Source organism: Xanthobacter sp. NM-59, assembly GCF_021401125.1.
GTDB lineage: Bacteria > Pseudomonadota > Alphaproteobacteria > Rhizobiales > Xanthobacteraceae > Xanthobacter.
Window position 1 is genome coordinate 83093 of the sequence record NZ_JACBFQ010000013.1, and the last position, 24857, is coordinate 107949.

At 64.2% G+C, this 24857-nt stretch carries 25 protein-coding genes; 15 read left to right on the forward strand and 10 right to left on the reverse strand.

Annotation, left to right across the window (positions count from 1 at the left end; genetic code table 11):
* The first annotated feature begins 179 nt into the window (after positions 1 to 179).
* The 5 genes from L0966_RS19670 to L0966_RS19690 all read left to right on the forward strand — a co-directional run bounded on the left by L0966_RS19670 (position 180) and on the right by L0966_RS19690 (position 4011).
* Positions 180 to 920 carry an outer membrane protein gene (locus tag L0966_RS19670; protein ID WP_234053744.1) on the forward strand — a complete coding sequence of 247 codons (741 nt, stop codon included), beginning with the start codon at positions 180 to 182 and terminating at the stop codon, positions 918 to 920.
* A 75-nt stretch (positions 921 to 995) separates the two neighbouring features.
* The gene (locus L0966_RS19675) at positions 996 to 1574 is read left to right on the forward strand and encodes a hypothetical protein (RefSeq protein WP_234053745.1); all 579 of its coding nucleotides are present in this window, start codon (positions 996 to 998) and stop codon (positions 1572 to 1574) included.
* A 119-nt stretch (positions 1575 to 1693) separates the two neighbouring features.
* Positions 1694 to 2821: a DNA polymerase III subunit beta gene (dnaN, locus tag L0966_RS19680; protein WP_234053746.1), complete on the forward strand. Its 1128-nt coding sequence runs from the start codon at positions 1694 to 1696 to the stop codon at positions 2819 to 2821.
* A 61-nt stretch (positions 2822 to 2882) separates the two neighbouring features.
* On the forward strand, positions 2883 to 3218 hold the full coding sequence (locus tag L0966_RS19685; protein WP_234053747.1) for a DUF4031 domain-containing protein: 336 nt from the start codon (positions 2883 to 2885) through the stop codon (positions 3216 to 3218).
* Between the two features lie 34 nt (positions 3219 to 3252).
* Complete coding sequence (locus L0966_RS19690; RefSeq protein ID WP_234053748.1) at positions 3253 to 4011, forward strand: hypothetical protein; 759 nt, start codon at positions 3253 to 3255, stop codon at positions 4009 to 4011.
* A gap of 91 nt (positions 4012 to 4102) precedes the next feature.
* Here the strand turns inward: L0966_RS19690 and L0966_RS19695 are convergent, their stop codons facing one another.
* From L0966_RS19695 to topA, 7 genes are all read right to left on the reverse strand, one after another.
* Entirely contained in the window at positions 4103 to 4567 is a 465-nt protein-coding gene (locus L0966_RS19695; protein WP_234053749.1) for a hypothetical protein, read from the reverse strand.
* Positions 4568 to 4586: 19 nt separating this feature from the next.
* A complete protein-coding gene (locus tag L0966_RS19700) occupies positions 4587 to 5279 on the reverse strand; it encodes an MT-A70 family methyltransferase (protein WP_234053750.1) in 693 nt (230 codons plus the stop codon).
* Positions 5276 to 5908, reverse strand: coding sequence for a type II toxin-antitoxin system VapB family antitoxin (locus L0966_RS19705; RefSeq protein ID WP_234053751.1), 633 nt, complete (start codon positions 5906 to 5908; stop codon positions 5276 to 5278). The genes L0966_RS19700 and L0966_RS19705 overlap by 4 nt, the downstream gene beginning before the upstream one ends.
* A complete protein-coding gene (locus L0966_RS19710) occupies positions 5908 to 6879 on the reverse strand; it encodes a hypothetical protein (protein WP_234053752.1) in 972 nt (323 codons plus the stop codon). Before L0966_RS19710 ends, L0966_RS19705 begins: the two co-directional genes overlap by 1 nt.
* The gene (locus tag L0966_RS19715; RefSeq protein WP_234053753.1) at positions 6879 to 7364 is read right to left on the reverse strand and encodes a DUF4326 domain-containing protein; all 486 of its coding nucleotides are present in this window, start codon (positions 7362 to 7364) and stop codon (positions 6879 to 6881) included. Before L0966_RS19715 ends, L0966_RS19710 begins: the two co-directional genes overlap by 1 nt.
* A gap of 195 nt (positions 7365 to 7559) precedes the next feature.
* Positions 7560 to 8219: a hypothetical protein gene (locus L0966_RS19720; RefSeq protein WP_234053754.1), complete on the reverse strand. Its 660-nt coding sequence runs from the start codon at positions 8217 to 8219 to the stop codon at positions 7560 to 7562.
* A 643-nt stretch (positions 8220 to 8862) separates the two neighbouring features.
* On the reverse strand, positions 8863 to 11088 hold the full coding sequence (topA, locus tag L0966_RS19725) for a type I DNA topoisomerase (RefSeq protein WP_234053755.1): 2226 nt from the start codon (positions 11086 to 11088) through the stop codon (positions 8863 to 8865).
* An 884-nt stretch (positions 11089 to 11972) separates the two neighbouring features.
* Between topA and repA the strand changes: the two genes are divergently transcribed.
* The 4 genes from repA (at position 11973) to L0966_RS19745 (ending at position 17658) form a co-directional block, all read left to right on the forward strand.
* Complete coding sequence (repA, locus tag L0966_RS19730; protein ID WP_234053756.1) at positions 11973 to 13142, forward strand: plasmid partitioning protein RepA; 1170 nt, start codon at positions 11973 to 11975, stop codon at positions 13140 to 13142.
* Entirely contained in the window at positions 13142 to 14257 is a 1116-nt protein-coding gene (gene repB / locus L0966_RS19735) for a plasmid partitioning protein RepB (RefSeq protein WP_234053757.1), read from the forward strand. Before repA ends, repB begins: the two co-directional genes overlap by 1 nt.
* 278 nt (positions 14258 to 14535) lie before the next feature.
* Entirely contained in the window at positions 14536 to 17109 is a 2574-nt protein-coding gene (locus L0966_RS22600) for a TraM recognition domain-containing protein (RefSeq protein ID WP_234053758.1), read from the forward strand.
* A gap of 15 nt (positions 17110 to 17124) precedes the next feature.
* Positions 17125 to 17658, forward strand: coding sequence for a hypothetical protein (locus L0966_RS19745; RefSeq protein ID WP_234053759.1), 534 nt, complete (start codon positions 17125 to 17127; stop codon positions 17656 to 17658).
* Between the two features lie 63 nt (positions 17659 to 17721).
* Here L0966_RS19745 and L0966_RS19750 read toward each other — a convergent pair whose 3' ends face one another.
* Genes L0966_RS19750 through L0966_RS19760 form a run of 3 tightly spaced genes read right to left on the reverse strand, consistent with a single transcriptional unit; the run spans position 17722 to position 19428 of the window.
* Positions 17722 to 18318, reverse strand: coding sequence for a TadE/TadG family type IV pilus assembly protein (locus tag L0966_RS19750; protein WP_234053760.1), 597 nt, complete (start codon positions 18316 to 18318; stop codon positions 17722 to 17724).
* A 10-nt stretch (positions 18319 to 18328) separates the two neighbouring features.
* Positions 18329 to 18940: a TadE/TadG family type IV pilus assembly protein gene (locus tag L0966_RS19755; RefSeq protein ID WP_234053761.1), complete on the reverse strand. Its 612-nt coding sequence runs from the start codon at positions 18938 to 18940 to the stop codon at positions 18329 to 18331.
* Positions 18937 to 19428: a pilus assembly protein N-terminal domain-containing protein gene (locus tag L0966_RS19760; RefSeq protein ID WP_234053762.1), complete on the reverse strand. Its 492-nt coding sequence runs from the start codon at positions 19426 to 19428 to the stop codon at positions 18937 to 18939. Before L0966_RS19760 ends, L0966_RS19755 begins: the two co-directional genes overlap by 4 nt.
* Positions 19429 to 19640: 212 nt before the next feature.
* Here L0966_RS19760 and L0966_RS19765 point away from each other — a divergent pair, with 212 nt between their 5' ends.
* The 6 genes from L0966_RS19765 (at position 19641) to L0966_RS19790 (ending at position 24856) form a co-directional block, all read left to right on the forward strand.
* Positions 19641 to 19835, forward strand: a complete 195-nt coding sequence (locus tag L0966_RS19765) for a Flp family type IVb pilin (RefSeq protein WP_234053763.1) — start codon at positions 19641 to 19643, stop codon at positions 19833 to 19835.
* 92 nt (positions 19836 to 19927) lie between these two features.
* On the forward strand, positions 19928 to 20449 hold the full coding sequence (locus L0966_RS19770) for a prepilin peptidase (protein WP_234053764.1): 522 nt from the start codon (positions 19928 to 19930) through the stop codon (positions 20447 to 20449).
* A 31-nt stretch (positions 20450 to 20480) separates the two neighbouring features.
* Positions 20481 to 21305: a Flp pilus assembly protein CpaB gene (gene cpaB / locus L0966_RS19775; protein WP_234053765.1), complete on the forward strand. Its 825-nt coding sequence runs from the start codon at positions 20481 to 20483 to the stop codon at positions 21303 to 21305.
* Positions 21306 to 21334: 29 nt separating this feature from the next.
* Complete coding sequence (locus tag L0966_RS19780) at positions 21335 to 22798, forward strand: type II and III secretion system protein family protein (RefSeq protein ID WP_234053794.1); 1464 nt, start codon at positions 21335 to 21337, stop codon at positions 22796 to 22798.
* A gap of 1 nt (position 22799) precedes the next feature.
* Positions 22800 to 23552 (forward strand): CpaD family pilus assembly protein, encoded by a 753-nt coding sequence (locus L0966_RS19785; RefSeq protein ID WP_234053766.1) that lies wholly within the window; start codon positions 22800 to 22802, stop codon positions 23550 to 23552.
* On the forward strand, positions 23552 to 24856 hold the full coding sequence (locus tag L0966_RS19790) for a hypothetical protein (protein WP_234053767.1): 1305 nt from the start codon (positions 23552 to 23554) through the stop codon (positions 24854 to 24856). The genes L0966_RS19785 and L0966_RS19790 overlap by 1 nt, the downstream gene beginning before the upstream one ends.
* The last annotated feature ends 1 nt before the right edge of the window (position 24857 follow it).

Here is a 24857-nt window from a genome sequence, read left to right on the forward strand (position 1 = left end):
AATATGGCGATGATGCGCATGAATTGACGATGATATGTGGCGTAATGGCAACTTGATGCGGTTAATTCACACAAAATGACGTTTGAGGCTTGAAGCCGTTCGATTGTGGGGACAGATTGACGATTATCGTCCGGGTGACGGATCGATCTGGCTGCGTCAATACAAGGAATCGTCATCTCATGAAGCTCGTCATCGCCGCCTCTACCGCGCTCGTGCTGGCCACGGGTGCCTCCGCGGGGAGTGCTATCGCCGCCGACTTCTCGTATCCGATCAAGGGGACGCTGGCGCCTGCGCCGCTCGCCGGCGCCGCTGGCTGGACCGGCTTCTATCTCGGCGGCGCGCTTGGCGCGACCTTCGCCAACACCAATGCCGACAGCGACGTGTTCAATTTCTCCACCGGGAACGTGATCAGCTACGACAACGGTGCCTTCGGTTCCTCGAGCTTCTCGACCGGCGTCTACGCTGGCTACAATTTCCAGCTCGATACGTTCGTGCTCGGCGTCGAGGGCGAGGCCACCTGGCTCAATGCGGCGTTCGACAACGGCAACGACTTCGGCGCCTTCGCGGACAGCGACTGGCAGTTCGCCATCAGCGGCCGCATCGGCTATCTCGTGACCCCCACCGCGCTGGTGTTCACCAAGGTGGGCTGGGCCTTCACCAACGTGTCGGTGAACTCGAGTGTCGATGGCATTGTCGGCTGGCCGGCGACGGGCGCCGTCTACAACGACGGTTACCGCAACGGGCTTCTGCTCGGCGCCGGTATTGAGGCGCTCGTCGGCGGCAACTGGCTGCTCCGTGTCGAGGGCGAGTACACGCTCTCGGCTGAAAGCGCCTCGATGTCCTACCCGGCCTGGGGTGTCAGCTACAACGTCAAGCCGGACTTCCTGACGGCGCGCCTCGGCCTCGCCTACAAGTTCTGACGCTTCCTCCCCGCAGTGCGAAGCACCTGGGCGCCCTCTGGGGCGCCCTTAGGTGCGAAGATCCAGGAGGCTGAGATGCTGAAGATCGGTATCACAAACGGCAGTGGTGCGGGGCGGGATGCATCGAGCAGCGCTGTTGATGTTGGTAAGCCCGAAGGCGAAGATCCCTGGGCGCAGACCCGCGACGCAAGGTATCACCTGCCGGTGTTCGGCGACCGGCCGTCATTGCAGGGGGCCCTTGACGAGCTGAGGGGAAACCTTGCCGGGATCGAGGCCGTGACATTCAGCGATTGGGTAGAGGATCTTGGCGCGGATATCGATGATGTCCGGGAGCTGATGGGGCGGGTGGACAGCGCCTACCGGACCTTCCAGACCGCGGCAGCCGGCGTCATGAATACGCATCTGAAGCGCTGCAGCGCATGGGCGGAGCGCGATTCGCAGGAGTACACGGACAGCACATTTCAATTGGAGCTGCCGTGCGAATTCGATGCAGACCTCAGCGACGGGCGGTACGAGCTGAGGTTCGTGAAGCATATCGGTGGGTATCTGGAGGAAGCCGAAAGCTACAGGGCGTGTCTCGATGACTACATCATCGATGAAGACGCGGAGGATGTGCCGGAGGCCGCCTATGGCGGGCCCGGAGTGACGCCCTAGATGTCTGTACGGCCGATGCGTTGTTGTGGTTCCGTGGGCAGGTGTCAGGGGAACACTTTCATGGATATGGCCGTAGCCGCGCGGCGCGCGGCGGAAGGCACTGCCGGCGAGGCGACGCGATGAAACTCGTGGTGGAGGGCGATCGCCTGGCCCGTGTTCTGGCGGGCATGAAGGACATTGCCGTGGGGAAGGTCGTGCCGAGCCTGAGCCATGTGCTCCTGCAGGCGCAGGACAACGTGCTCACGGTTACCGCCACGGATCTGTCGATGACATTGACGGAGATCGTCCCGGCCGAGATTGCCGAGTGTGGGCAGATAGCGGTGCCGGCGGCGACGCTCGGGAGCTTTCTGAAGAAGCTGCCGAGCGGCGCGCAGGTGACGCTGGAGGACAAGGCGACGATCAGCGGGAGCGACTTGTCCGTGCGAACCGGCCGCAGCCGCGTCAACTTGCACACCCTGCCGGCCCATGAGTTTCCTGCGACCAAAGAGGACGCCTTTCCCACGCGGCTCGACATGAAGATTGCCGATCTCGAGAAGGTGCTGGACCGGGTTGTGTTTGCCACCAGTACGGAGGAGACTCGCTACTACCTGACGGGCGTCTACCTCCACCAGGTGGCAGAAGGGACGCTCGGCGAGGGCCTCTGCGCGGCGGCGACGGATGGGCATCGGCTGGCGCTGCTCCGGCTCCTGACTCCCGCCGGCACGGGGACGGCCGCAGGCGCCATCGTGCCGCGGAGGGCAATGGAAGAGATCGCGCGCCTCGTGAAAGCTCAGGATCCGGAGAGCTTGGCGGAGGTTTCCTTGAGCGCCACCCTGGTGCGGGTGCGTCTCGGCGCCAAGTCGTTCACCTCGAAGCTCATCGACGGCAAATTTCCAGACTATGAGCGGGCGCTGCCCAGGAACAACGACAAGTTCGCCGTGGTGGACCGCCGGGCGCTCGCGGCCGCCGTTGATCGCGTGAGCACGGTCTCCGGCGATCGGGACCGCAGCGTGAAGTTCACGTTCGAGCGCGGCGAACTGACTCTGACGGCCGGTAAGTCGGATCACACCGCGACCGATGCGCTGGAGGCGGACTATGACGCTGAGCCCGTCGCGATCGGCTTTAACGGCAACTACGTGCAGGACATCCTGCGGGCCGTGCCCGGGGACCGGGTTCGTTTCGAGCTCGCGGATCCCGGTTCGCCGGCCATGCTGGCGGCCGTTGGGAACGACGACTGCCGGTTCGTACTTATGCCCATGCGTGTCTAGGGTCTGGCGGTCGCATGCTCCTGCCCCTTCTGTCCTGTCCACACCTGGCGATGAGCAGAGCATGAGCGTCTATGTTGACGATATGTACCTTCGGCCGATGGGCCGGTACGGGCGCATGCGAATGAGCCACATGATCGCCGACACCGACAGCGAGCTTCACACCATGGCCGCGCGCATCGGGCTCGCTCGGCGGTGGTTCCAGGGCGATCACTACGACGTCTGCATGGCTCTTCGAGAGCGGGCTATCGCCGCCGGCGCTCTTCCGATCACGATGAGGCAGCTTGCGGCAATGGCCGGCAACAGGCGGGCTGGACTGCCCCTCGGCGATCCGGGCACGGCCCTCGCGGCTGCCGAGCAGCGTTGGCGGCTGGCGGCCGCGAGGGAGACGTTTTCATGACTACCGTCTTCAATTCGGAAAAAGGTAATGCATCATGAGCTATGAAGAACCGGGCCTGCGGCATGACATCTGGGTGGAACGCGCACTCCTGCTGAGCGGAGCGCTTGCGCCCGTGGTCGGAGCCCTCGAGCGCGCGGGCATTGTGGGCTCCGGCGGGATGTCCCAAGAAGCGCTGTTCCATCCGGATCGCTTGGACAACCTGGTGCGGTTTTTCTGCATCGACAGGGACGGAGAGTTTATCGATCTGCTGGGCTCAGGGGCGCCGCAGGTCATCCGAGAGCTTCAGTTGCCGGTTATTTTCGGTGGCCTGACGCAGTTCATGAGCAACCTGCCCGGCCACCTGCTGGCGGCGCCGGCGAAGCCCGTGCCTGTCGATCCGGCGAGCGAGGGCGCCTTCGTGGCCGCCGCGCGGTGGGCGCATCGCGATGAGAATGACGTGCGGAGCTGGGCGTCAGGCCGGGCGGCTGAGGTCGCGGGGCTGCCCGGTATCGCCACGGGCGACGTGGCGTGCTTCAGGAGCGCTCGCGCCGCAATGTATGAGCAGTATGGCTACGCCGTCGGCCATGCCCTGCGGTGGGGCGCGCCGCTTGTGCTGTTCCCCGATAAGCAGGGCGAGACCACAGGTCGCGAGCGGCTGGCCGCGGCCCTCGGCGTGTTCGGAAGCCTCGGCGCGATCACCGACGCCTGGAGCAAGATCGAGGTCCAGATGGCGGCCGGCGCGCGGGAAGGCACTGCGATGGTCGGTGGGACGGCCTTGGCCTGGCGGCAATCGGAACCGGCCGAGGTCATCTGACACAGGCTGCTCCAAAGGAAAGGCCCCGGCTGGTCGCAGCCGGGGCCTTTCTTGTTTTGGGGCATCCTGACGACGGCGTCCGGCCGCCGGCTTAGTCGCAGCGGATGTAGTGCCAGCCGTTGAGGGTGACCGTACGCGGATCCAGCGCAACGATGGTGAGGCTGACATAGTCCTCGTCGCCGTCGCCCTCGACGGGCGGCGCCTGCTCCAAGGCCTCGGCTTGAGAGGCCTCGCACTTGGGGCGATCGCCGGTGAAGGTCGGCTGGTTCTTCACCTTCTTGATGGTCCACTTGGGGATCGTGCACTTCTGCACGAAATGTCCGTCGGACTCGTATTCGGACCAGGTGGTGTCGCCCACCACCATGTGGAAATTGGGCTTGGCACAGATCTGCGCGCGCTTGGCAGCCGAAACCGGTTTGTCCGTGTCGGCCGAAACCCACTTGCCGGCAGCCATCGGCTGCTGCGTGGCTGGCGGCTCGGCCGAAGCGGGGAGCGCGAGGGTGCAGAGCATCAGCGCAGCGGCGCCGGCGAGGGTTCTGGCGATTGTCGATATCATGGAGGCTCCCTGAAGCCGTTCACGAAGAGATGGGCAGCGAGTTGAACTTTGTCACCTCATTGCCCCACACGTCATACCCTGGCACGGTCTCTCGCGCGAAGAGCTCGGCCCCAGGGACATCAGGACGCATCCGGGTCAGCATCTCGATCATGTCGGGCGGCTTGCGGCTGTGCTCGCGCCGGAGCGCTTCCATATGATCGGGGATCAGGCTGAGATCGTCGGTCTCGATCCTCTCCTCGGTTTCCAGCACATTGCGCTGGTCTTTCACATGGACCTTGGGATTTCCGCGGGTTCCGATCAGGTAGGGCTCACACGAGGAGCGCACGATGTAGCCTCCGCCGAAGGCGAGCTTGCCGTACTTGGTGCGCTTGATCCAGCTTCCGCCGGTTTTGTAGTCGAACCCCCAGGACGCCAGCACCTCCATTGCCTGCTTGAGGTGTGGCCATGTGCTCCAGAGAATCAACAGGCAGTCGGGCGCGGCGATGTCGGCCACAGGAAGCGCCTTGATGTCCTTGAGCTGCATCGTCGGGTAGTGCTGCTCCGGTGACTTGCTGAGCCCTTCGGGCGACCAAGTGCTGAACTTCCAGGCCGGGTCGGCCAGAATGCGGCCATAGGCTCGCGGCCGGAGCGGGGCGAGCGGCCAGTTTGGCGGTGAGGGGAGCGGCGGCGCGGTGCCAGAGCCGCCAGGCAGGGCGAGTGCGAGCTGGGTCATCGTAGCGCCTCCACCGCCAGTCGATGGAGCGGGACACGGAACTGGGCGCAGAAGGCGTCGTCCAGGAGGGCGTCGTCGTCCGGCGGCGCGTTGGCGCCGACCGCGAGACGTCTATCGAGATGGCGCTCACGCGCCTCGAGGGCGCTGGCGTAGATGGCATCGGAGACCGGAAGCGTCTTTACGCCGGCGAGGGCGATGAAGCCCTCCACCGCATGGTGCGCCATGCGGGCGGGCAGGTGGTTGCGGTCCATCAGGAGCCTCTCGGCGCGCCGCGCCGCCACCTGGCTGGTGAAGGCCCGTTCTGCCCCCTCCACCGCTGTTGTAAGGCCCGAGGCGCCGCCGTCGGGATCCTCTAGGATGGCCGTGATGGCCGTGTCCGCGAGGAAGATCTTCGCGCCTTCGCCTGGAATGGCGCAGTCGTGCCGGATGATCCGGGCCATGGAAGCGCGGAGCAGACCGACCTCTTCGCGCAGAGGACGCAGGCGCATCGCAAGGGGGAGTTTCGAGGCGCGCCGCTGGAGCGCCTCGCGGGCCGCGATCCCCACCGCCTCCGTTACACCCACGCCCAGCGCTTTGGCGAGGGCGCGCACGGCGCGCTCGGTTTCCTCGTTTCTCACGTGGAACGGCATCAGGACCTCCTCTTGCGCGAAGACGCGTGGCGGGTGAGCAGGTCGGTCTGCCCACCTGTGGGGATGCCGAACTTCTGCATGCCTTCCCGCAGGCAGTCGGCGGTCATCTCGATGTAGGAGAGAAGTTGAGGAAGCGTGCTGCCCTCAACTTCAGCGTGGAGCATGGCCTTGACGGCGCGCCCTAGCTTGCGGACGTGCTCGTGGCCCTTGCCACTGCGGAGATCCAGTCCGGAGGCTTGCTCGAAGGCGCTTACGCGCTCTTCGAGGGCGGTTCGCTCGCCGAGGCGCCGGTGCACCTCAGCTTCCACCCTCTGCTCCATGTTGTGCTGGTTGGTGAGCCGCTTTTCCATCTCCTCGATGGCGTCGGCGAGGCGGTCCTCGGACACCTGGCCGGCGCGGCGCATGAGGGCCGCCAGGAACTGGCGGTCCACGGGCTGTGCCGGATTGTCGTCGTGGCGCTCGGGGGCTTTGCGGTGGGTGGTTAGGATGGTGTTGCCGATGTCCTGGAGTTCCATCCAGCCCCAGGTTGGGGGTAGTTCGTCCATGTTTCGCACCACGCCGGGCGTCGATACCAGGACCCATGCGTCGCAATAGCGGGCGATGATGTCCGCCTTCTCGGGCTTCTTCATCTCGCGCATGAAGTCGGAACGGGCGACTTTGACCTCGAAGCCGGTGATGTTCAGTCCGCGCGAGGGCCACAGGGACATGGCGATCGCGTCGGCGCGCCGACACGCCGCGGCGCCGGTGCTGTCCGCCACCTCGAAGAGAATGGCGTGCGCGGGGCCGCGGTAGTTGTAAGCGAGCGCGTTCTTGACGGCCGCCGTCAGGAGGCGGGCACTGGGAGGTTCGGAGTTGACGGCTGTCAACTCGATCTCCTGTTCTGTCAACCCGGACGGCTGTGTGGGAGCCGTTCCTTGAGCGTCCGTCAACCGGGGCGGGGTGGGCTTGCCGATAGGCTTGTCTTGTCCCATCACGCCGTCCTTGCGGGCGCGAGTGGCTCACAGGTCAGCCCGTTCGCCACCCGCCCGAGTACGTCCGCATGGCAGGGCTGGCACGCGGCGCAGGCCTCGCCAAATGGTCGACCGGCGTGGTGCCGCTCGCAGAGCCGGCACCAGCAGGCGAGGTTTTTGCTGCGCAACTCGTCTTTGGCGCGCCGACGCGTGTGGATGCCCCATTCACTATTGAGCCAGGCGCCGTAGAGCCCCACCGCGGCCCCGAGGGCCGCGGCCAGGGTGCCTGCAGCGGCTTTGGGCGCGCTGTCGCTGTCGGGGAGCCGGCACCGCACCTCGAAGGCCCCGTCCTCGCAGGCGATGACGTGGAAGTGGTTGCCCCACCGCGTTGAGCGGTCGATCTTCAGGGTGTTCTCCGGCATCCGCCAGCCCCTGGTGCGAGAGAGCTGGATGCGGATAGGCTGCTCAGGCATTGGCGGCTCTCCGACCTGCATATGGATCTTCATGAGGCGCTCCTCCCCTCCCCTCCCCTCCCCTCCCCGCCCGGTCGCGTGCGTCGCCTTCAGGCGACCGGGCTTCTTCACGGAAGTCTGCAAACCGGCACCGGCTGCAGGGGCGCAGTTCACCTGACGCGGAGGTGACTTCGCCGCTGCCGTCGCAGCAGACGCAGCGGGTCCGCGGCTGGAGCCTCGGGATGCTGCTCATGCGATGGTCTCCGGCGTGTCGACCGACAGGGCCACCGTCAGCGGTTGGACCCAGATGGGGAGGCCGCCGAGCTCGCCGCAGTCGTGCGTGGTCTCGGCAAACGCATACCCATAGGCGGCAAGGAGCGCCTGGATCTGGTCGAGGAGCCAGCGACCGCGCGTCGCGATGCGGGGCACGTTCTCGAAGAGGAAGAACTCGACGGGGTCATCCTTGAAGGCCTCGAGCGCCAGCCACACCGCGCGCAGCGTGAGTCCGTTGAGCGCCTGGTACTTCGGGGAGAGTGAGATCCGCTCGGACAGCAGTCCCGAAAATCCCTTACATGGCGCGGACACGAACCAGATGTGCGGGCGCTCGTAGTGCATAGCGCGCTGCACGTCGGCCGTTGTCGCTTCCCGCCAGCCGGCCGGCGGCATTCTCTCGTGGAAAGCGAGGTATTGCTCCCGCGTCATGAGATCGAGAACAGTGCCCTTGACGCCGGCGAAGCGCTCGAAGTCTCTGATGCCGGCCGGATCGACATCGATACCGCCAATGTTCCGGAACCGAGCGACCATGTTGCCCACTCGGGCATTGCCTTTCCGGAAACCTTTGGCGCCGAACCCACTGCCACAGCAGAGGTGGCCGACACGGATTTCCTTCACGATTTCCATGTTGCTCATTCGCTGCTCCAGGTTTTTGCCCTGTCGTGAGGGTGTATGGTTGCTACGGCTCGTGTAGCCGTCTGCTTTCAGCGGCTATCCTTGAAGGCCTGCAGAAAGCTGCATGCGGCCGGGGCGAGGCGCTCCAGGAGGCAGGAGGCGCCTGCGGACGTTCCTCGGCGTGAAAGCGGCCCAAACAGGTGCTCGTCGATCACGAAGGGGCCATGTGGGAGGAATGGGTCCTCGCCATGGGGCATCCGTCCCGTCCGGTAGTGCCGGCGCGTGATGCCCCACTCTTCTCCACTGGTGGCCCTGGCGTGGAACGTCTGGAGCTCATCGGGAATCTGGACGAGGAGATGAGGATTGCAATGCCCTATCCCGCACGGGTCGACGATGCTAGCTACGTACAGGGCGATGCCGTGGGAGGTTGCGCCGCAGCCGCACCGATACTCAATTGTCGTCCCCTCCATGAGGGGAGATGGCTCGTTGCTCGCCAGGAAGGCCAGTGGGGTGAAGGCGACGCGCTCCGGCTCGTCGGCGCACGCTGGGCAGCGGGGTCTGACCGCGCTCATAACCGGGCGGGTGGCCATGAGGATGCGATGGGGGCGAAAGAGGACCCTGCCCTCTTCCCGCGCTGACGGGCGCACGGCCGGGCGCGTCAGGGTCATTTCGATGCCCTCTTTCCGAAAGCCTTGTCCAGGGCGGAACTGGCGTCGACCATCAGCACCTTGTCGGGCCATCCGGCTGGCGGACGGATCTTCTTGTCGCCCACCAGGCGGCGCAGCAGGTCCATTTGCTTGTCGCTGGCGTAGCGGGGGGCGCCGTCCGAGGCGGAGGTGCCCTCCCCCCGCCTGCTGCTGCGTCGGCCGCCGGTTGTGCTCTTGCGTGTGTCCGACGCCTTGCGATCGGAAGATCCGCCCATGATCTGGTCGAGAAGCTTCGAGGCTGAGAGCTTCGAGATGGCGGGCCAGCCCTCAGGTGCTGGCACCTTGCCTTCGTCAATTGCCCTCTGGATCACGCTGATCTGCTTCTCGGAAGCCGGTTCGCCGGCCATGCGCGCCGCAAATGCTGCCTCGTGCGCAGCGTCGTAGGCTTTCTTGTTGGCGTCGATCCAGGTGCGCAACGCTGCCGTGCTGCGGGCGGTGTCGTCAGGAAGATCGATGCCGAGCGCCTGCGCGATCGAGCGGGCGTAGGTGACGGCCTTATCGGACGGAGGCAGGGGGCCGTTCGGATCGAAGCCCATGTCCTTCATCTGCACGCCGATCTCGGCGCGCAGCTTCTGGTGCATGCCCGAGATGACCTCCCGGTACTGCGCTTTGCCGGAGGCGATGTCGTCGAGTTCGTCCTCGGCGCGGCGGGTAAAGTCGAGGTCTACGAAGCTGTACTTGCCGCGCAGCGCCTGGACGACGGCGCGCCCGATGGCTGTGGGGAAGAGGTGCTTGGCTTTGCCCTTTTCCTCGACGAAGTTCCGATCCTTCATGATGGTGCGCATGATGGAGGCATATGTGGCCGGCCGGCCGACGCCGGCGGCTTCGAGGGCCTTGATCAGCGTAGCCTGTGTGTACCGGGTCGGCGGGGTGGTCGCCTTGGCGAGCACTTCGCCACTGTCGGCGCGCTTCGAGGACCCCTTCGGGAGCGCGGGCACAGCGCCGTTGCTGTCAGGCTTCACCTCGTCGTCGTTCTCGCCCTCCTTCGCCTGAAGGACGAGCCAGCCAGGCTTTTGCAGGACGCGGCCGGTCGCCCCGAAGCGATAGCGGTCCTCTCCCTGTTGGCATTCCAGCTCGACGTTTGTCGCAAAATACTCCGCCGCCGCGAGCTGGCTGGCGACGGCCTGTTGCCAGATGAGCTGGTAGAGCTTCTGCTGCTTGTCGTCATCCCCGACGACAGCCCGCTCGAGGTGGGTTGGATGGATGGCGGGATGCGCCTCCTGGGCACTCTCCTTGGAGGCCCACTTCCGCGGTGAGGCGGGAACCGGCCAGCCGCGTTCTCCTGCCAGCTCGCGGATAGCAGCGATGGCCTCCGGATCGAGATTGGGGTTGTCAGTGCGGTGATAGGAGATGTGCCCCGCTTCGTAGAGCTTCTGCGCCAGCTGCATGGTGACATCGACGTCGAACCGGAAGCGCCTGAATGCGGCCTGCTGGAGCTCGGAGGTCGTGAACGCGGCCGGCGGCTGACGCGGGACTATTTTCGTCTCGCTGGTGATCACCTTGAAGTCGCGACAGCCGGCCGCCTTTTCCGCGCGGCCGACATCGAGCAGGTATTGCTCGTCGTTGCCGAGCCAGGGTTTGGTATCCCATTCGGCGGTCCACTTGCCGCCGTCGAACACGACGCGTGCGCCGAAGTGCTTCGTCTGCGTGAAACGTTCGATGGCCTCTTCGCGCTCCACCACCAGGCGAACCGCCGGCGATTGCACCCGGCCGGCGCTCGCCTTGGTGGCGAGGAGCCGCGACAGAAGGGGGGAGACCTCGAAACCCACGAGGCGATCCAGGGCGCGCCGAGCCTCCTGCGCACTCACAAGCGCCTCGTCGATAGTGCGGGGGGCCGAGACGGCCGCCTTTACGGTCTGCTCGGTGATGGCGTTGAAAGTAACGCGCTTAGGCGAGCGAAGCCTCAGCACCTCCATTAGATGCCAGGAGATCGCCTCCCCCTCCCGGTCCGGGTCCGTGGCGAGGAACACCTCGTCGGCATGTCTCGCCAAGCTCACCAGCTTTGCAACTTGGTCTGGCTTTGTCACGACATATTCGAGGCGGTAGTCCGGAGACGACACGCCAATGCGACCCGAGGGGAGATCGCGGATATGCCCCATCGACGCGGCGACCTGCCAGTCAGAGCCGAGATAGGTTTGAATGGTCTTTGCCTTTGCAGGGCTCTCAACGATCAGCAAGCGCATGTAAGCACCTCGGACGGGCCGTGGCATGAAATGCCAATAAATGGCATATGATGCGCGATAACCGGCGATAAAATGACAGATAGAACGCAAAATGCGTGTATGACAAGGCGTATCATCGGATGAATTATCGGTCGCTGCCTCTGAGGCTAGGCGACTCTGCGCGGGACGAGCGGGGGCCCAACGGCTTAACGCTTGAGCTGCTGAATTTGGACCTACCGTTCCTTCGCTAGTCGTGCCGCGCACCGCGGATGCAGGCTGGGCGCACGCGTCGCGGAGGCTTGCCAGATGAACTCGCATAACCGCGTCCTCTAGAGCCGGTGACGGCTGTCAACAATCGCCGGGTATAGGCTCGACGGCGTGTGTGAGGTCGTAGGGAAATGCTCTATGCAGGCGTAGAAAGCCAATAAAATCAATACGATAAGTCGCATCGTGTGCGGCAGGCGTGCAAAATATAAAGAAATTGCTCAGAAAATCACGTAAACGATTGAAATATAATGCGAAAAAACCCGCGGATCAGATCCGATCTTCGTGCATGGGCCTGCATAGAAGCTTCATTCGGCTGGCTATCAACCGGCAGGAGGCGACTCGACGGACCGATCCCGCTCCGCTGGCAACGCCGAAACAAGTCGGCAAGGTGTTGCCCCTATTTTCTTGCGCGCCGGCATCGTTGACAGCTGTCAACTTCCAATTTCACTCTTGCGCCTTGGGTCGTTTATGTGCCTACTAGGCGCGCAAAATGTGGTCATACGCGAAAAAAGCCGCGCCGACGGTCATTCTGCGCGTATGTAGCGCCTGGCCTACCCGGGCAGGCAATGCGTAGCTGTCGCTAACAGGAGGCATTAATGACAACGGCCGCAGTTCCGGAGACCACGTCGGATCTCCCTATGTACGAAGTGTTCGGAGCCGACGGACGCATCTTGTCGGAGAAGCTCAACGAGCACAGGCTGAAGATGTTTCCCCCGCTCGCGCTGAAGCAGATGCGAGGATTCTCCACGGCGGAAGCTGCGCGTCTGATCGGGGTGCACGATGGATACCTTCGTAAGCTCATGGGGCAGGAGGGGGCGCCCCAGCCCGAGACGCTGCCCGGCGGGCGCAAGCTATATTCTCTGCAAGTGATTCAGGGGATCCGGGAATATCTGTCTCTGGGCGGGAATAGACAGTATGTGCGTCACCGCGCCGGGCCAGAGCATCTGCAGGTGTTGGCGGTTGTCAACTTTAAGGGTGGTAGCGGGAAAACCACAACGAGTGCCCACCTTGCTCAGTATCTCGCGATGCAGGGATACCGGGTGCTTGGGGTGGACCTCGATCCCCAGGCATCCTTTTCGGCGATGTTGGGCTACCAGCCCGAGTATGACGTGCAAGCAGGTGACTCGCTTTATGGTGCGGTCCAGTACGTCGATGAGCAGCGGGCGATGTCGGAGGTCATCCGACGAACCTATTTCCCTGGTCTGGACATGGTCCCGGGCTCGCAGGAGCTTATGGAATTTGAGCACGAAACGCCGAAGGTCCTTGCGAGCGGCCCGGCGTTTGGTGACTACTTCTTCGTGCGAGTGGCAAACGCACTGTCAAGCGTGGCCGATGACTACGACGTAGTGGTCATGGATTGCCCGCCATCGCTGGGATACCTGACGTTGTCGGCGCTCTGTGCCGCCACCGGCATCATTGTGCCAGTGCACCCGCAGATGCTGGACGTTCTGAGTATGAGCCAGTTTCTCCAGACGGTGTCGGCACTGATGTCGGTGGTCGGCGCGGGCGGTGCCAAAGTGCAATATGATTTCATGCGGTATCTCATCACGCGCCTAGAGCCCCAGGATGGCCCGCAGCTTCAGATGATGGGATTCATGCGTGGCTTGCCAGACCTAGCCGATCGTGTGCTCAAGAATCCCGTGCTGAAGAGCACGGCGATCGCAGATGCGCAGTTGACGAACCAGACGCTGTATGAAGTGGAGCGGAGCCAGTTCAACAAGGCGACATATGACCGTGCCCTCAACTCGCTCAACGATGCGAACGGTGAGATCGAGGAATTGATCCGCAAGGCCTGGGGGAGGGTGTGATGGGGCGGAAAAACGTATTCGCAAACGTGATGCCTGCTGGCGACACGCCGGGTGCGGCCTCGGAGTTGACTGCTGTCAACGAACCGAACGGAGCGGTCGCGTTAAGGCTCGGCGTAGAGCTCGCAGGGGAAGCTGCGCGGCCGCGGGTGGGAGAAGGGCGCGCTCCCGCCAAGCCTGCGATCCCCCTCGGCGCAGTCGGCGCAGTCGCGCAAGCGCTGCAGGCGGCCAGGGAGAAGGAGGAGCTCCAGTTGCAGTCGCGACTTGCGACTGGAGAGCACGTGGTCGAAGTGGAGACGAGCCGCATTGTTCGGTCATTCGTGCGGGATCGCATGGATGAAAGCGAGCAGAGCTTTGCCGAGTTCCGGGAAGGTATCCGGGCCAACGGGCAACAAACTCCGATTCTTTTGCGGCCACATCCTGATAGGCCGGGTCACTATCAAATCGCCTATGGGCATCGGCGTGAGCGCGCGTGCCGAGAGCTTGGGAGGCCGGTAAAGGCGGTCATCCAAGATATGTCGGACGCCCAGCTTGTTATTGCGCAGGGGCAAGAGAACAGTGCGCGCAAAGACACGACCTTTATCGAGCGCGCAATGTATGCAGCGCAGCTTGAGGATTTCGGCTTCGACCGAAAGATCATCGGGGCGGCGCTTGGTGTGGACAAGACGGAGCTGTCGCGTCTGTTGAGCGTGTATCGGGCAATCGTGCCGAGCATCCTGGTCGCGATAGGCTCAGCACCGAAGATTGGTCGAGATCGTTGGACAGAACTCGGCGCGCGGTTGGGCGAGGCCGGGGAGCGGGAGTTGACGGCTGTCAATCGGATGTTGGCAGAGGAGGCATTTGTCCGACTGTCCTCCGACGAGCGGTTTGCGCGGGTGCTATCCGCCTTGACGTCGACGTCGAAGCCCTCTGTGCCGCTGGTAACGGTGGCGAAGGGGAGTGATGGTGTGCATCTGGCGGAGGTCCGGCGCAGCAAGTCCGGTGGGATGACACTCAAGCTCGATGGGAGGGAGCTCCCGGACTTCGGCGACTTCCTCCTTTCTCGACTGCCGGACCTGTATGAGGCATTCAGAGAGAAGATGGCCGGTGCCGGGGAAAGGGAAGAGGAGGACATTTGATTGTGCTCCTCGCGGTGTGGCCCGCCCCCTTCGCCTCGGGCGGGCCCATTCGTCTGAAGGGCGATTGATTGCTGCAAATTGTGGCAGACGGCTAGCCGCTAAAATGGGTTGGCGGCTCCTCGGCTTCGGGAGGGCTCGGGTCATTCTCAGTATCATTGCCTGCTACGTTGGGTATGATGGGCGTGTTTATCCAGGGATTAGGTGCCGGATTGTGCAATAATCGCCATTTATGCGAATATCTCTGCTGAGCACTTTCGTTGGTCCATGAGGAGGCACGGGTGGTCCAGGTTCGGTATCAGGGCGTCGAGCGGCACGAGGAAATGGATATCGTCGCCCGTCGCGACGATGCGCGATCGACCAAGCGGAAGTTCCTGGATGCGCTCCGCACACCGGAGGGCACAAGGAAGGTGTTCGCGACCATGGCGATCCTGTGTCTGGTGCTGTCGCCGGTGCCATTTTTTCCCGAAGTCATTGGGCTTTTTGCGTTCCTTACACTAGCGTTTGGATACCGGTACAAGGGCCGAACGTGGGATCTGCCCTTCCGAGTGCCGCGCTATTTGGCGGATCGAGGCTACAAAGATCGGTCAACTGGGAATCTTGGCGAGGGCCTGGTTTATCTGGGCGCGGCGCGTTCGTCCCGGAACGACAAGATGGAGGAGGTGTGGGCGACCCCTTCCGATCTACGTACCCATCGGTTCTTGGTCGGTACCACGGGGTCGGGCAAGACTGAGGAGATCCTGGGCGGCATCTTCAATGCGCTCATGCTTAATTCAGGCGCGTTGCTGGTCGACGCGAAAGCGTCGCAGCAAACCTTCGATTCGCTCTACCGGATCTGCCGATTGTTCGGCCGCGAGGAAGAGCTGTTTTTGATGAACTACATTATGGGAGGCCGCGATCAGTTCGGCGCGTCCGCAACCAAGATGTCGAACACCTACAACCCGTTCTCGCTGGGCTCGTCGGCGATGAAGGCGGAGTTGATGAACGGGTTGATGCCGGATGGAAAGCAGGACGTGTGGAGCGAGCGCGCTGTGAGCTTTAACGCCGCAGTGATGCCGCTCCTGTCTTTCCTCGCCGATCGGGGCTACGTGTTGTTCAATCCGCGGCTGCTGGCGGATTTCTACAATCTGGACCGGATTGAGAACCTGATCTGGTTCGGCATTATCGAGCGTTACGACGGCGTCGTGGTCGACATGCGGGCTGACGCCCCCATGGACTTCGCGCAATTGCAAACGGACCAAGTGTCGGGGCCGATCAAGCTTTATGTGGAGCAACTACCGGGTTATTCCATGGGCCGGCCGAAGAAGCCGCACAAGATAGCGCCGACGGCGCAGGACGAAATTCTTCGTGCCATTGCGGAAGGGGAGGAGGGGGTCAGGGCTTGGGCCCTTCGCCACGCCGCCCGGCAGAATGAGGTGGAACCGGATCTGGCTCCCGGACTGCCCGGCGCCGGCGGCAGGGGGCCGAAGCCCAAGACCCCGCAGCCGGATCAAGCCGCGGAGGCGGCGCGCGGGAAGGTCTACGAGCAGCATGGCTACATCACCATGCAGTTGGTGCGCTCGACGGCGCTCCTAACCTTTGAGTATGGCCACGTGTTCAATGTGCTTGAAGGTGAAATCGATTACCGGGACCTAATGCTCAACCGCCGCATTATGTATACGGCGCTTCCGTCTCTCGAACGCTCGCCGACCAGCCTGTCGGCGCTGGGCAAGTTGACGCTCGGTAGCGTCAAGGGCGTGCTCGCGAGCCTGCTCGATACACCGTTCGAGGGGTTCCGGCGCGAGATCATCGAAGGTCGGCCGTCGAACTCGGAAGTGCCGTTCGATATCAACCTCGACGAATACGGCTACATGGTTCAGTCCGGTTTCGCCGTAACGCCGGCCCAGGGACGCTCCTTCGGCACGTCGCTGAAGTTCGCGATGCAGGCCTATGAGGATATGAAAAAGGGTGATCCAAACGAAGCAGAGGCGACTTGGTCTAACACAAACCTGCGCATGGTCGGGCGTATGACCGCCGGCGAGGATAGCGACACTTTTAAGAAGTTCTCCGGTGCCGCGGGGCAAGCTTATGTATCCGTGGCGGGTGAGATGACATATCGGTCAGGAAACGTCGGCTCAAATTTCGAGGTGGCGAAGAGCTCACGAGCCGAAAAAATCGATCGGCTCAGCGCCGTCGACCTCATTTCGCAGCAGGACGGCCAGTTCACCCTCATCGTCGGGGCTAAGAGTGACGCCCGGCGCGGCACTGTCCTCGCCAAGGAGGGCGGCGTGCGGGTGGTGCGGTATCTTGCCTTCTACACCGGCGACGTGCCGAAGGTGCCATATTACAGACTTAACCATTTCTGCGCCGTAAAGCCGCCCTCCGCGGCTCGTCTGCGGGAGCTGTCTGACACGCTTGCGCTGAGGCGGAAGCTCGCCCGGGTGTCGGAGCAGGACGTGCTGGATTTTCTAGACGAGGCCGCGCAGCGGCAGATGCGACTCGATCTCGACGAGTCGGTGTTGTCGGTGCTGGTGCGGGAGATCTCGGCTATGCCGGCGACGATGCCGGATGATGAGGTGGTCGAGGCGGGCGTGCAAATAGTTACCGACTTCGTCGTGCAGAGAATGTCGAATCTCATCGTTCAGGGTGTGGCGGAGGAGGCGGCGCCTATCCTCGAGGCGCTGGAGGAAAGCGTCGACGCGGCAGGCGTCGAGGGCGAGGACCGCGACGCCGTGCTCGAAGTGCTCTACGGTGTAATGGATCGCATGAGGAATACCCGGGTTGCGGAGTTGACGGTGCTTCGCGGTGCAGCCGCGCGCGCGGCGCAGGGAAGGTTGCTCCTCGCGCGGGGACCGCGCGTTGGCGAGGCTGCATAAGATCAGGAGGACAGCATGCTGAGGATTCCCAGGCGGGCGGGCCCGTCCACGCCGGCGATGTCGCCGGACGCGGGCATCGTCAAGGCGGTCGCCCTGAAGATGGCGCAGGAGAGGGCGATGCAGGTCTGGCGTGGCCACATGCGCGCGATCGAGGCGACGGCGCAGCGTGCGCTGGCGGCGCTTGCGGTGGCGGCCGACCCTCGGGCGACTCCCGCCCAGCGCCGGGAAGCCCTCGGCCGGGCGAGCGGTTATCGCCAGGCCCTGACGACGCAATGGGAGGGCACAGAGCGTAAGGCCAAGAGCGAGGTGCGGCAGGTCTTCAAGGACCTCGCTCTTGGCGTGGGAGGGGGCGAGCTGGCGAGTGCACTTGGCCGGATCGAGGAGTCCCTGCGGGTGCCGGAGGCGGTAGCGGGCCTAGACGAGTATTTTGAGGACGTCGTGGAGCTGCAGGAGAAGCTGGCCAATCGCCGTGGCCAGGAACAGTCCAGATCGGAAGCACCAGACCGATTTCCTGCTACGTGGCAGGCCCCTACGCCCTTCGCGTCGTGAAACAAAGGTCTTGGAACAAAGACGGGGCGCCCACGGCGCCCCGTTTTTGTTCCGGTGGTGGCCTCAGCGCTGGGTCCAGGCGCGGCTCCAGATCGCTACCGGCAGTGCATAGGAGGTGTCTGACATGGTCTTGGTGGTGGTCGCCATGGTCTTGCCCATGACGCTGTTGAGCGCCGCTCCGAGGCTGTCGGGATACTTCACCTGTGTCGTTGCGACGATGATCGGCTTATTGGTGACGCGGCCGAACGATTGCGCCGCCACGCTGTCGGGGAAGGTGAAGGATGAACCCGTCATTAGCGCGCTCAGGCCACCAGCATTTCCGAGTATGTCGCTATACTGAACACTGTATGTGTTTTTGGCTGCCTCGGGCTTGATGATCGAAACGCGCATCGACGTGTAGTTGTCGTAGGGCTGCATCATGGCGCGGCCGGCAATCAGGATCGCCTTCATTTCTGCGTTGCTGACGTCGGTATCAAACGACACGGCTTGGGCAACGGCCCACGCCGCCTGTGAAACCCGGTTGCGGATGAGCATCGTGTCGGCGAAGTAGGTGGTCAACACGATAAGGCCCAGCATGATCGGCAGTGTCAGCGCTGCTTCCAGGGCGGCGCCGCCGCGGGTATCGCGCCAGGTTGCGCGCGCGCAGCGCGCGCGCCTCATGATGAGGCTGCTAGAACGACAGGACTGATCCGTCGCCGGAATTATAATGTTGTGCATAGGGGTTCACCCTGCTGATGCCGCCTGACACGAGGAAGAGACGGCCGTTGGTCAATTTCGGGAAGCTGGACAAGCCGGCGATCGTGAGATCCGGCATTTGCAGGCCGGTGCGGAGCAGGAGGACCGAGGCTACGTCCGTGGAGGTGACGGTAAAGGCGGCGCTGTTGACGGCGCCGCCCGCGATGGGGGCGGGGATCGTGGTCGACGAGGTGACTGCCATCAGGCCAACGCGCAGCGACGACTTACAGGTGGCTGCGCTGAAATAGGTCAAGGCGCCGCTGTCGCAGATGTAGTCCCGTATGATCGTAGTTGCGGCGCTATTTGACTTGCCGATGATGCCGCCGTCGGAGATCATCCGCGCAGCGTTTTGGGTCACATTGTGCAGGGTGCCCTGAGTGAGCAGCACGGTCGACAATTCCAGAGTCGCCACCAGGAACAGAACCACCGGATAGAGCACGGCGGCATACTCGACAGCCATGGCGCCGCTGTTGTTGTGGAGCGCGGCCCGGCTGTTGAACAGCAGGTCCCGGCCGCGATCCAGTCCGGGACGGCGAGGGGCGATCATTGCGGCGCTCCCGTGAGCTGCTGGCCGCGCTGCTGGAGCTGGGAGGCGAGGGCACCGAAGGACTCCCCGCTGTCGCCGACGGCGGCGGTCGGTGAGCAGGTCGGCCCGCAGGCGTAAGTGGTGCGCTGCGCAGGCCCGTGCTGCACCGTCACGAGGCCGCGGGGGCGGCCCACGGTGATGGTGACCCGGGCGAGCTGGTTTCCGATCCCGTCCAGCACGAGCACGCTCGTGGAGCCGAAAGACCGTCCGGTCAGCATGTAGACAGTCGGGGCGTCGGTCTTCGCGACGTCCGCGACGGCGGGATTGGCCACCGAGACGACCTTCGTGTCCGCCGGCACGGAGAAGGGCACGGAATCGTCCAGTAGAACGGACGTCTGCGCGCTTAACGGCGGCGGCGGCTCGGCAGTGCATTCTGCGGCACCGAAAATAAGCAATCCTGTGGCAAAAACACCGCTCATAATGCGGCGGAGATGCGGTTGGCGGAGCATATCATTTCCCTCATTGTGGGGCGATCTTAAGCGGATCTGAGCATAATGCGTGTCGCGGGCCATTGCCATCGCGGCGGTTGATGGAAAATCGCCAGATGTTGCCCGTGTTCTGATAATCAAGTTATTATCTCACGAGTTGACGCTCTCATGTGGCGGGATTATGCGTTTTTATCGGCGACCGATCATCGATTGCCGAAATCAGGGAGCTGATTATGTTGAGTGCCATCTGCGCGCTCGGCGACGGTTGCCGTTCCGTCTGGAGCGACAACCGGGGCGCTGGAGCCATGGAGTACGGGGGGTTGTTGGTGGTGGGCATCGTCGCTGCGACGCTGATCTCCACCAACATGGGGACGCAGATCAGTACGATTTTCTCGACGTTGACCACGAAGGTGGCTGCGATCAAGTGACGGCCTGACACACGGCGGCAGGAGGGACAGGTCGCCTTGCCCCTCCTGCACACAGGGCAATCCAGAGCGGGAAACCGTGACAAGGGGGCAACGTGGTCGTCGATCTTGGGCTGAGGCTCGCCTTTACGTTTCTGATGGCGTCGATCTGCATTGAGGATCTGCGCCAGATGATCATCAGGGACCGGTCGGTCCTGTGGGTCATTGCTCTGTTCGTGCCATTCGCGGCCCTGCATGGCTATCCGTTCGAGCGGATCGTTTATCATCTGGTCACGGGCCTGGTGTTCTTTGCGGTGCTCTTTATCGCCGCGGTTTGGGCGCCGCTGGGACCGCTCGGTGGGGGGGACGCCAAGATTATGGGCGCGTTGGGGATCTGGTTCGGCGTCGGCTCGTCGGCGTCAATCGATTTCCTGGTCCTGGCCTGCCTGATTGGCGGTGCGTTCACGTTGGCGGCCTACGCCTTCCGGTTTTTCGCGGGAGTCCTGCCGGTCCAAACCCGCGTGCCGCTTCCCTGGTTGGAAAATCTACTGTTCGGCCCCACGCCGGTCATGAGGGTGTCAGTGCCGTTCGGCGTGCCGCTTGCGATCGCGGGTGGTGTGACGGTCTGGAGCCTGTAGGAGGCGCGAGGCGATGCAAGCAAAAAGACTGATGTTGTTCGGCGTCGCCGTTGTGTGTGGCGCTGCGGCGTTTCTCCTGGTGGCGGCGAAGCCCGAGGCGGTCCCGGTGGGTGGGGAGGGCGAAGAAATCCACGCCTCGGGCGGGCTGCTCGGCGGGGGAGGGGAGAGCCGTGACGGTGAGGAGGTTTTGGTTACGACGCGGGCGCTGATGGTGGGCGACAGGCTGTCCAGGGGGGACGTCACATGGCTGCGCTGGCCATCGTCGCTCATCCCGTCGACGGCTATTCGCCGGGAGTCAGAGCCGGATGCTGCGGAGAAGATGGCCGGTGCTGCCGTGAGGGTTGACGTTGGCAAGGGCGAGCCGGTTTCCGCGATGCGGGTCGTCCCGCCGGGCGACGCCGGATTCCTCGCGGCGGTGCTGCCTGACGGCATGAGGGCGATGGCGGTTCCATTGGAGCGCTCCGGCGGGCAGTCCGCGGGTGGCTTCATCGTACCGCAGGACCGTGTGGATGTCCTCCTCACGAGGACAGAGCAGTCGGGGGGGCGCGGAGGGCCGGCAACGGCAACGACGCGGGTGCTGCTGCAGGACCTCCGCGTGTTGGCGATAGGCCAGACTATGTCCGACGTGTCCGACCGGGGCCAGAAGGGCCTGACGGGGGAGACGGCCACGCTGGAGGTCACGCCGGAGCAGGCCGAGGAGCTCGCGTCGGCCATCAAGATCGCGAGCATGGCATCTGGTGCGGCGGGCAACGGGATCACGTTGGCGCTGCGGGCGCTGGGTGATCGCCGCAAGCTGGCGGGGCCGGCGCATGCGCCGGGATCGGTCACGATCATGCGTGGTGGCGTGGTCCGATGAAAGTAGCAAGGCAAGATGGGGGAGCCGTGATGCGAGCTGGAAGACTGTCCGCGGCGGCGATTGCCCTCGCGCTGATCGCGATGAGCGGCCCGGTGGTCGCAGCCGGGGACGGCTCGCCGGTCTACGCCTCCTTCGCTGAGGACGAGAGGTTCGCGGCTCCGCCGGACCGATCATCCAGCGGCGTGGAGAGGCGCGTGGTGGAGATCGGCGCGGGCCGGTCAGTGCCCGTGGACCTCTCGGAGGCGGCCGCCGACATCTATGTCGCGGAGCCGAAGGTGGCGGTGGCCGTTATTCGCACCGCCCGACGCGTGGTGGTGACCGGAGTTGGCGATGGAAGCACTACGGTGCTGGTGAGTGCCGCTGACGGCCGTCCGATCGCCACCATTGAGGTGCGGGTCGTGCGGGACAGCGGCACCGCCGCTTCGGCCCTCCGGTCGGCTCTGCCGCACGCGCGGATCACCGTGCGCTACGCAGGAGACAGCCTGGTGTTGTCGGGCACGGTGAATTCCGCTGCGGATGCCACGCAGGCGGTGGACATTGCCCGCGGCTTTGTCGCCGCCCCTGACAAGGTCGTCAATGCGTTGACGATCCGTCAGCGGGACCAAGTGATGTTGCGGGTGACCGTGGCGGAGGTTCAGCGCAACGTGCTCAAGCAATTGGGCGTCAATGGCCTCGGCCAATGGCAGCTCGGTCCCGTGACCCTGGCGGGTGTGATGGACAATCCGTTCGCCGTGGCTGGGCAGGCCCTATCGGGCACCAATGCCTCGGTCACCGGCAGCAATGGCAGCACGTTGTCGATTTCGGCCATGGAGCAGGTGGGCGTCGCCAGGTCGCTCGCAGAGCCGGTGCTCACCGCGGCCAGCGGCGAGACGGCGAACTTCGTGGTGGGCGGCGAGGTGCCGGTACCCACCGGCATTACCTGCTCGTCCACCAACAACTGCCAGCCGTCCATCGAGTTCAAGAAGTTCGGTGTGAGTCTTTCGTTCACGCCCGTCGTTCTCTCGGAGGGCCGGATCAGCTTGCGGGTATCGACCGAGGTGAGCGAGCCCGACAACCAGAACCAGCTCAGTTATCAGGTGAGCGGCGGAAGCACCCTGACGATCCCGGGCTTTAAAGTCCGAAAGCAGGATACGACCGTCGAGTTGCCGTCGGGCGGCACGCTCGTGACCGCGGGCCTGATCCAGGAAGGCGGCAAGCAGGCGCTGACGGGCGTCCCCGGGTTCATGAGCATCCCAATCCTGGGAGCACTCGCCCGCAGCCGGGACTACCAGCGCCAGGAGACCGAACTCGTGATCATCGTCCAACCGGTCCTCGCGCGGCCGATGGAGGCGCGCCAAGCGACGCGTCCGGACCAGGGCTTTGCGGATGCTCCTGATCCACGTGCGCTCTTCCTCGGACAGGTGAACCGGGTTCGCGGCGGCCAGCAGCCGCCGTTGCCGGCCGACCTCAACGCCTTTTCCGGCCACCTCGGCTTCATCCTGGACCTGGACTGAAATGACGACTCAAACGCAGACAATCTCGGCTTCGTGCCGCTGGCTGTTGCTTGCCGCGCTGGGCCTTATGGCGGCGGGATGCACCACTGATGGATGGTGGACCGAGCCCACTTATCCGCTGGACTATCGGCAGCGTCATCCAATCGAGCTCGTCGACAGCGAGCAGGTGCTCGAGGTGTTCCCTCGCACCGGCCACGGCATCGATCCGCGCCAAGCGGCCGACATCCGGGCCTTCGGGCAGTCCTACCTGCGCTCGGGCAAGTCGCCGTTGGTGATCGTGGCACCGACCGAGCTCTTACCCGGGCAGAAGCGGGAGCTGGTGAATCCGTTCGTGCGTCGCACGCTGGAGGAGGTGCGATCAGCGCTTGGCGCTGCCGGCGTGAGGCGGGTGGCGATTGAGGTTCGCTATGCGCGCGGCAATGGCGGCGAGACACCGCTGCGCCTCTCCTACTCCTCGATGGCGGCGCGAGTCGCGCACGAGTGCGGCAAGTGGCCGTTCGACCTCGCCGCGGGTGCGGGTCTGGAGGGCGCGCAGAACGAGCCCTACTGGAACCTGGGGTGCGCTTACCAGGCCAATCTGGCGACACAGGTCGCCGATCCCCTGGATCTCGTGCGTCCGCGGCAGGAGACCCCCGGGGATGCGGCCCGCCGCGTCGGGGACATCCAGGCGATCCGCGAGGGCAAGGATCCCTCGACGTCCTATGCCAAGGCCAGCTCCTACTCGTCGTCCGTCGTTTCGGGGAATGCAAACTGATGTCCGAACGTCCTGTGGCCGATCTGCCGGCATTTCCACGCATGTCCATTATTGCGCTGTGTGCAACGCCCGAAGTGCACAGCGTGGTCGAGACCGCATGTGGCCTCGACGCGATGTCCCGGGTTCGCCCGGTGATCGTATATGGCGCCGGTGGGTCGGTGGAGGCGGCAGCACAGACGGCAGAGGCCGCCGGCCGGCTGCGGGCTGTGATCTACGAGATGTCGGAAGGCCTTTCGCGCCGGGACCTCATGGGCGATCTCGAACGTGTGATCGAGGTCTGTGGCCAGGACATTCACCTGTTCGTCGTCGGCCACGTCAATGACGTGGACCTCTGTAAGTACCTGCTCGCGGAGGGCGTCGAAGACTATCTGGTGGCGCCAGTCTCGCCCATCGATCTGGTGCGCTCCCTGGCCGCTAGGCTAGCCAGAAGTGGGGGCGATAAGAAGTGCCCCCTGATCGCGGTGATCGGTTCGCGCGGGGGGGCTGGAGCTACCAGTGTCGCCTGCAATCTGGGCTGGATGTTGGCGCGCGAGAAGCGTCTCGAGACCTGTATCGTGGACTTGGATGTGCCGTTCGGTGGCGTGGCTCATGCGTTTGACGTGACCCCCGATGGCGAGGCCTCGGCCCTGCTCTACATGCCGGAACGCATTGTGGATGCGGAGATGCTGGACCAACTCGTGAGCAAGCCGCCGAAGGCGGACCGCCTCTCGCTGGTGTGCGCCGTTCCGGATCTGGAGCGGGCTGCCCGCCGGGACTTGGGATACGGGCACGCCCAGCTCATTTCGTTGCTGCGCGCGGAGTTCGAGATGGTTGTGGTGGACCTCCCGCTCCACTGGACCAGCGCGACGGAGGAGTTGCTGCTCCGTGCGAGCACGGTGGTGGTGGTGGCCACGCCGGATTTCGCGGGCGTTCCGCCAGCGCAGCTGCTGGTGCGGCACATGGCCGACCTCCGCACAGACACGCCGGTGGTCATCGTGAACCAGGTTGGTCTGCATCAGCGTGAGGAGTGGGCCATGGCCGATGTCCGAAAAGCGCTTGGTGTGCCGAACTTGATCGAGGTGCGGGCGGACACGCGGACGTTCTCAAGCGCGAGCAACCGGGGCCAGCCGGTCGGCGCCCTTGCGAGCGGGCATCCGCTTATGAAGGCGCTGCGCAAGGTCTTCGCCGAGAGGCTCCAGCCGCTTCTGGCGGCGGAGGCGGCATCACCGGTCCGCCTGGTTGCGCAGGAGAAGAGCGGTCGAGGCATGTTCGCGAGGGCGCTGACTACGGTCATCGGCGGACTGCTTAAAAAGAGGGTGGCGTGAC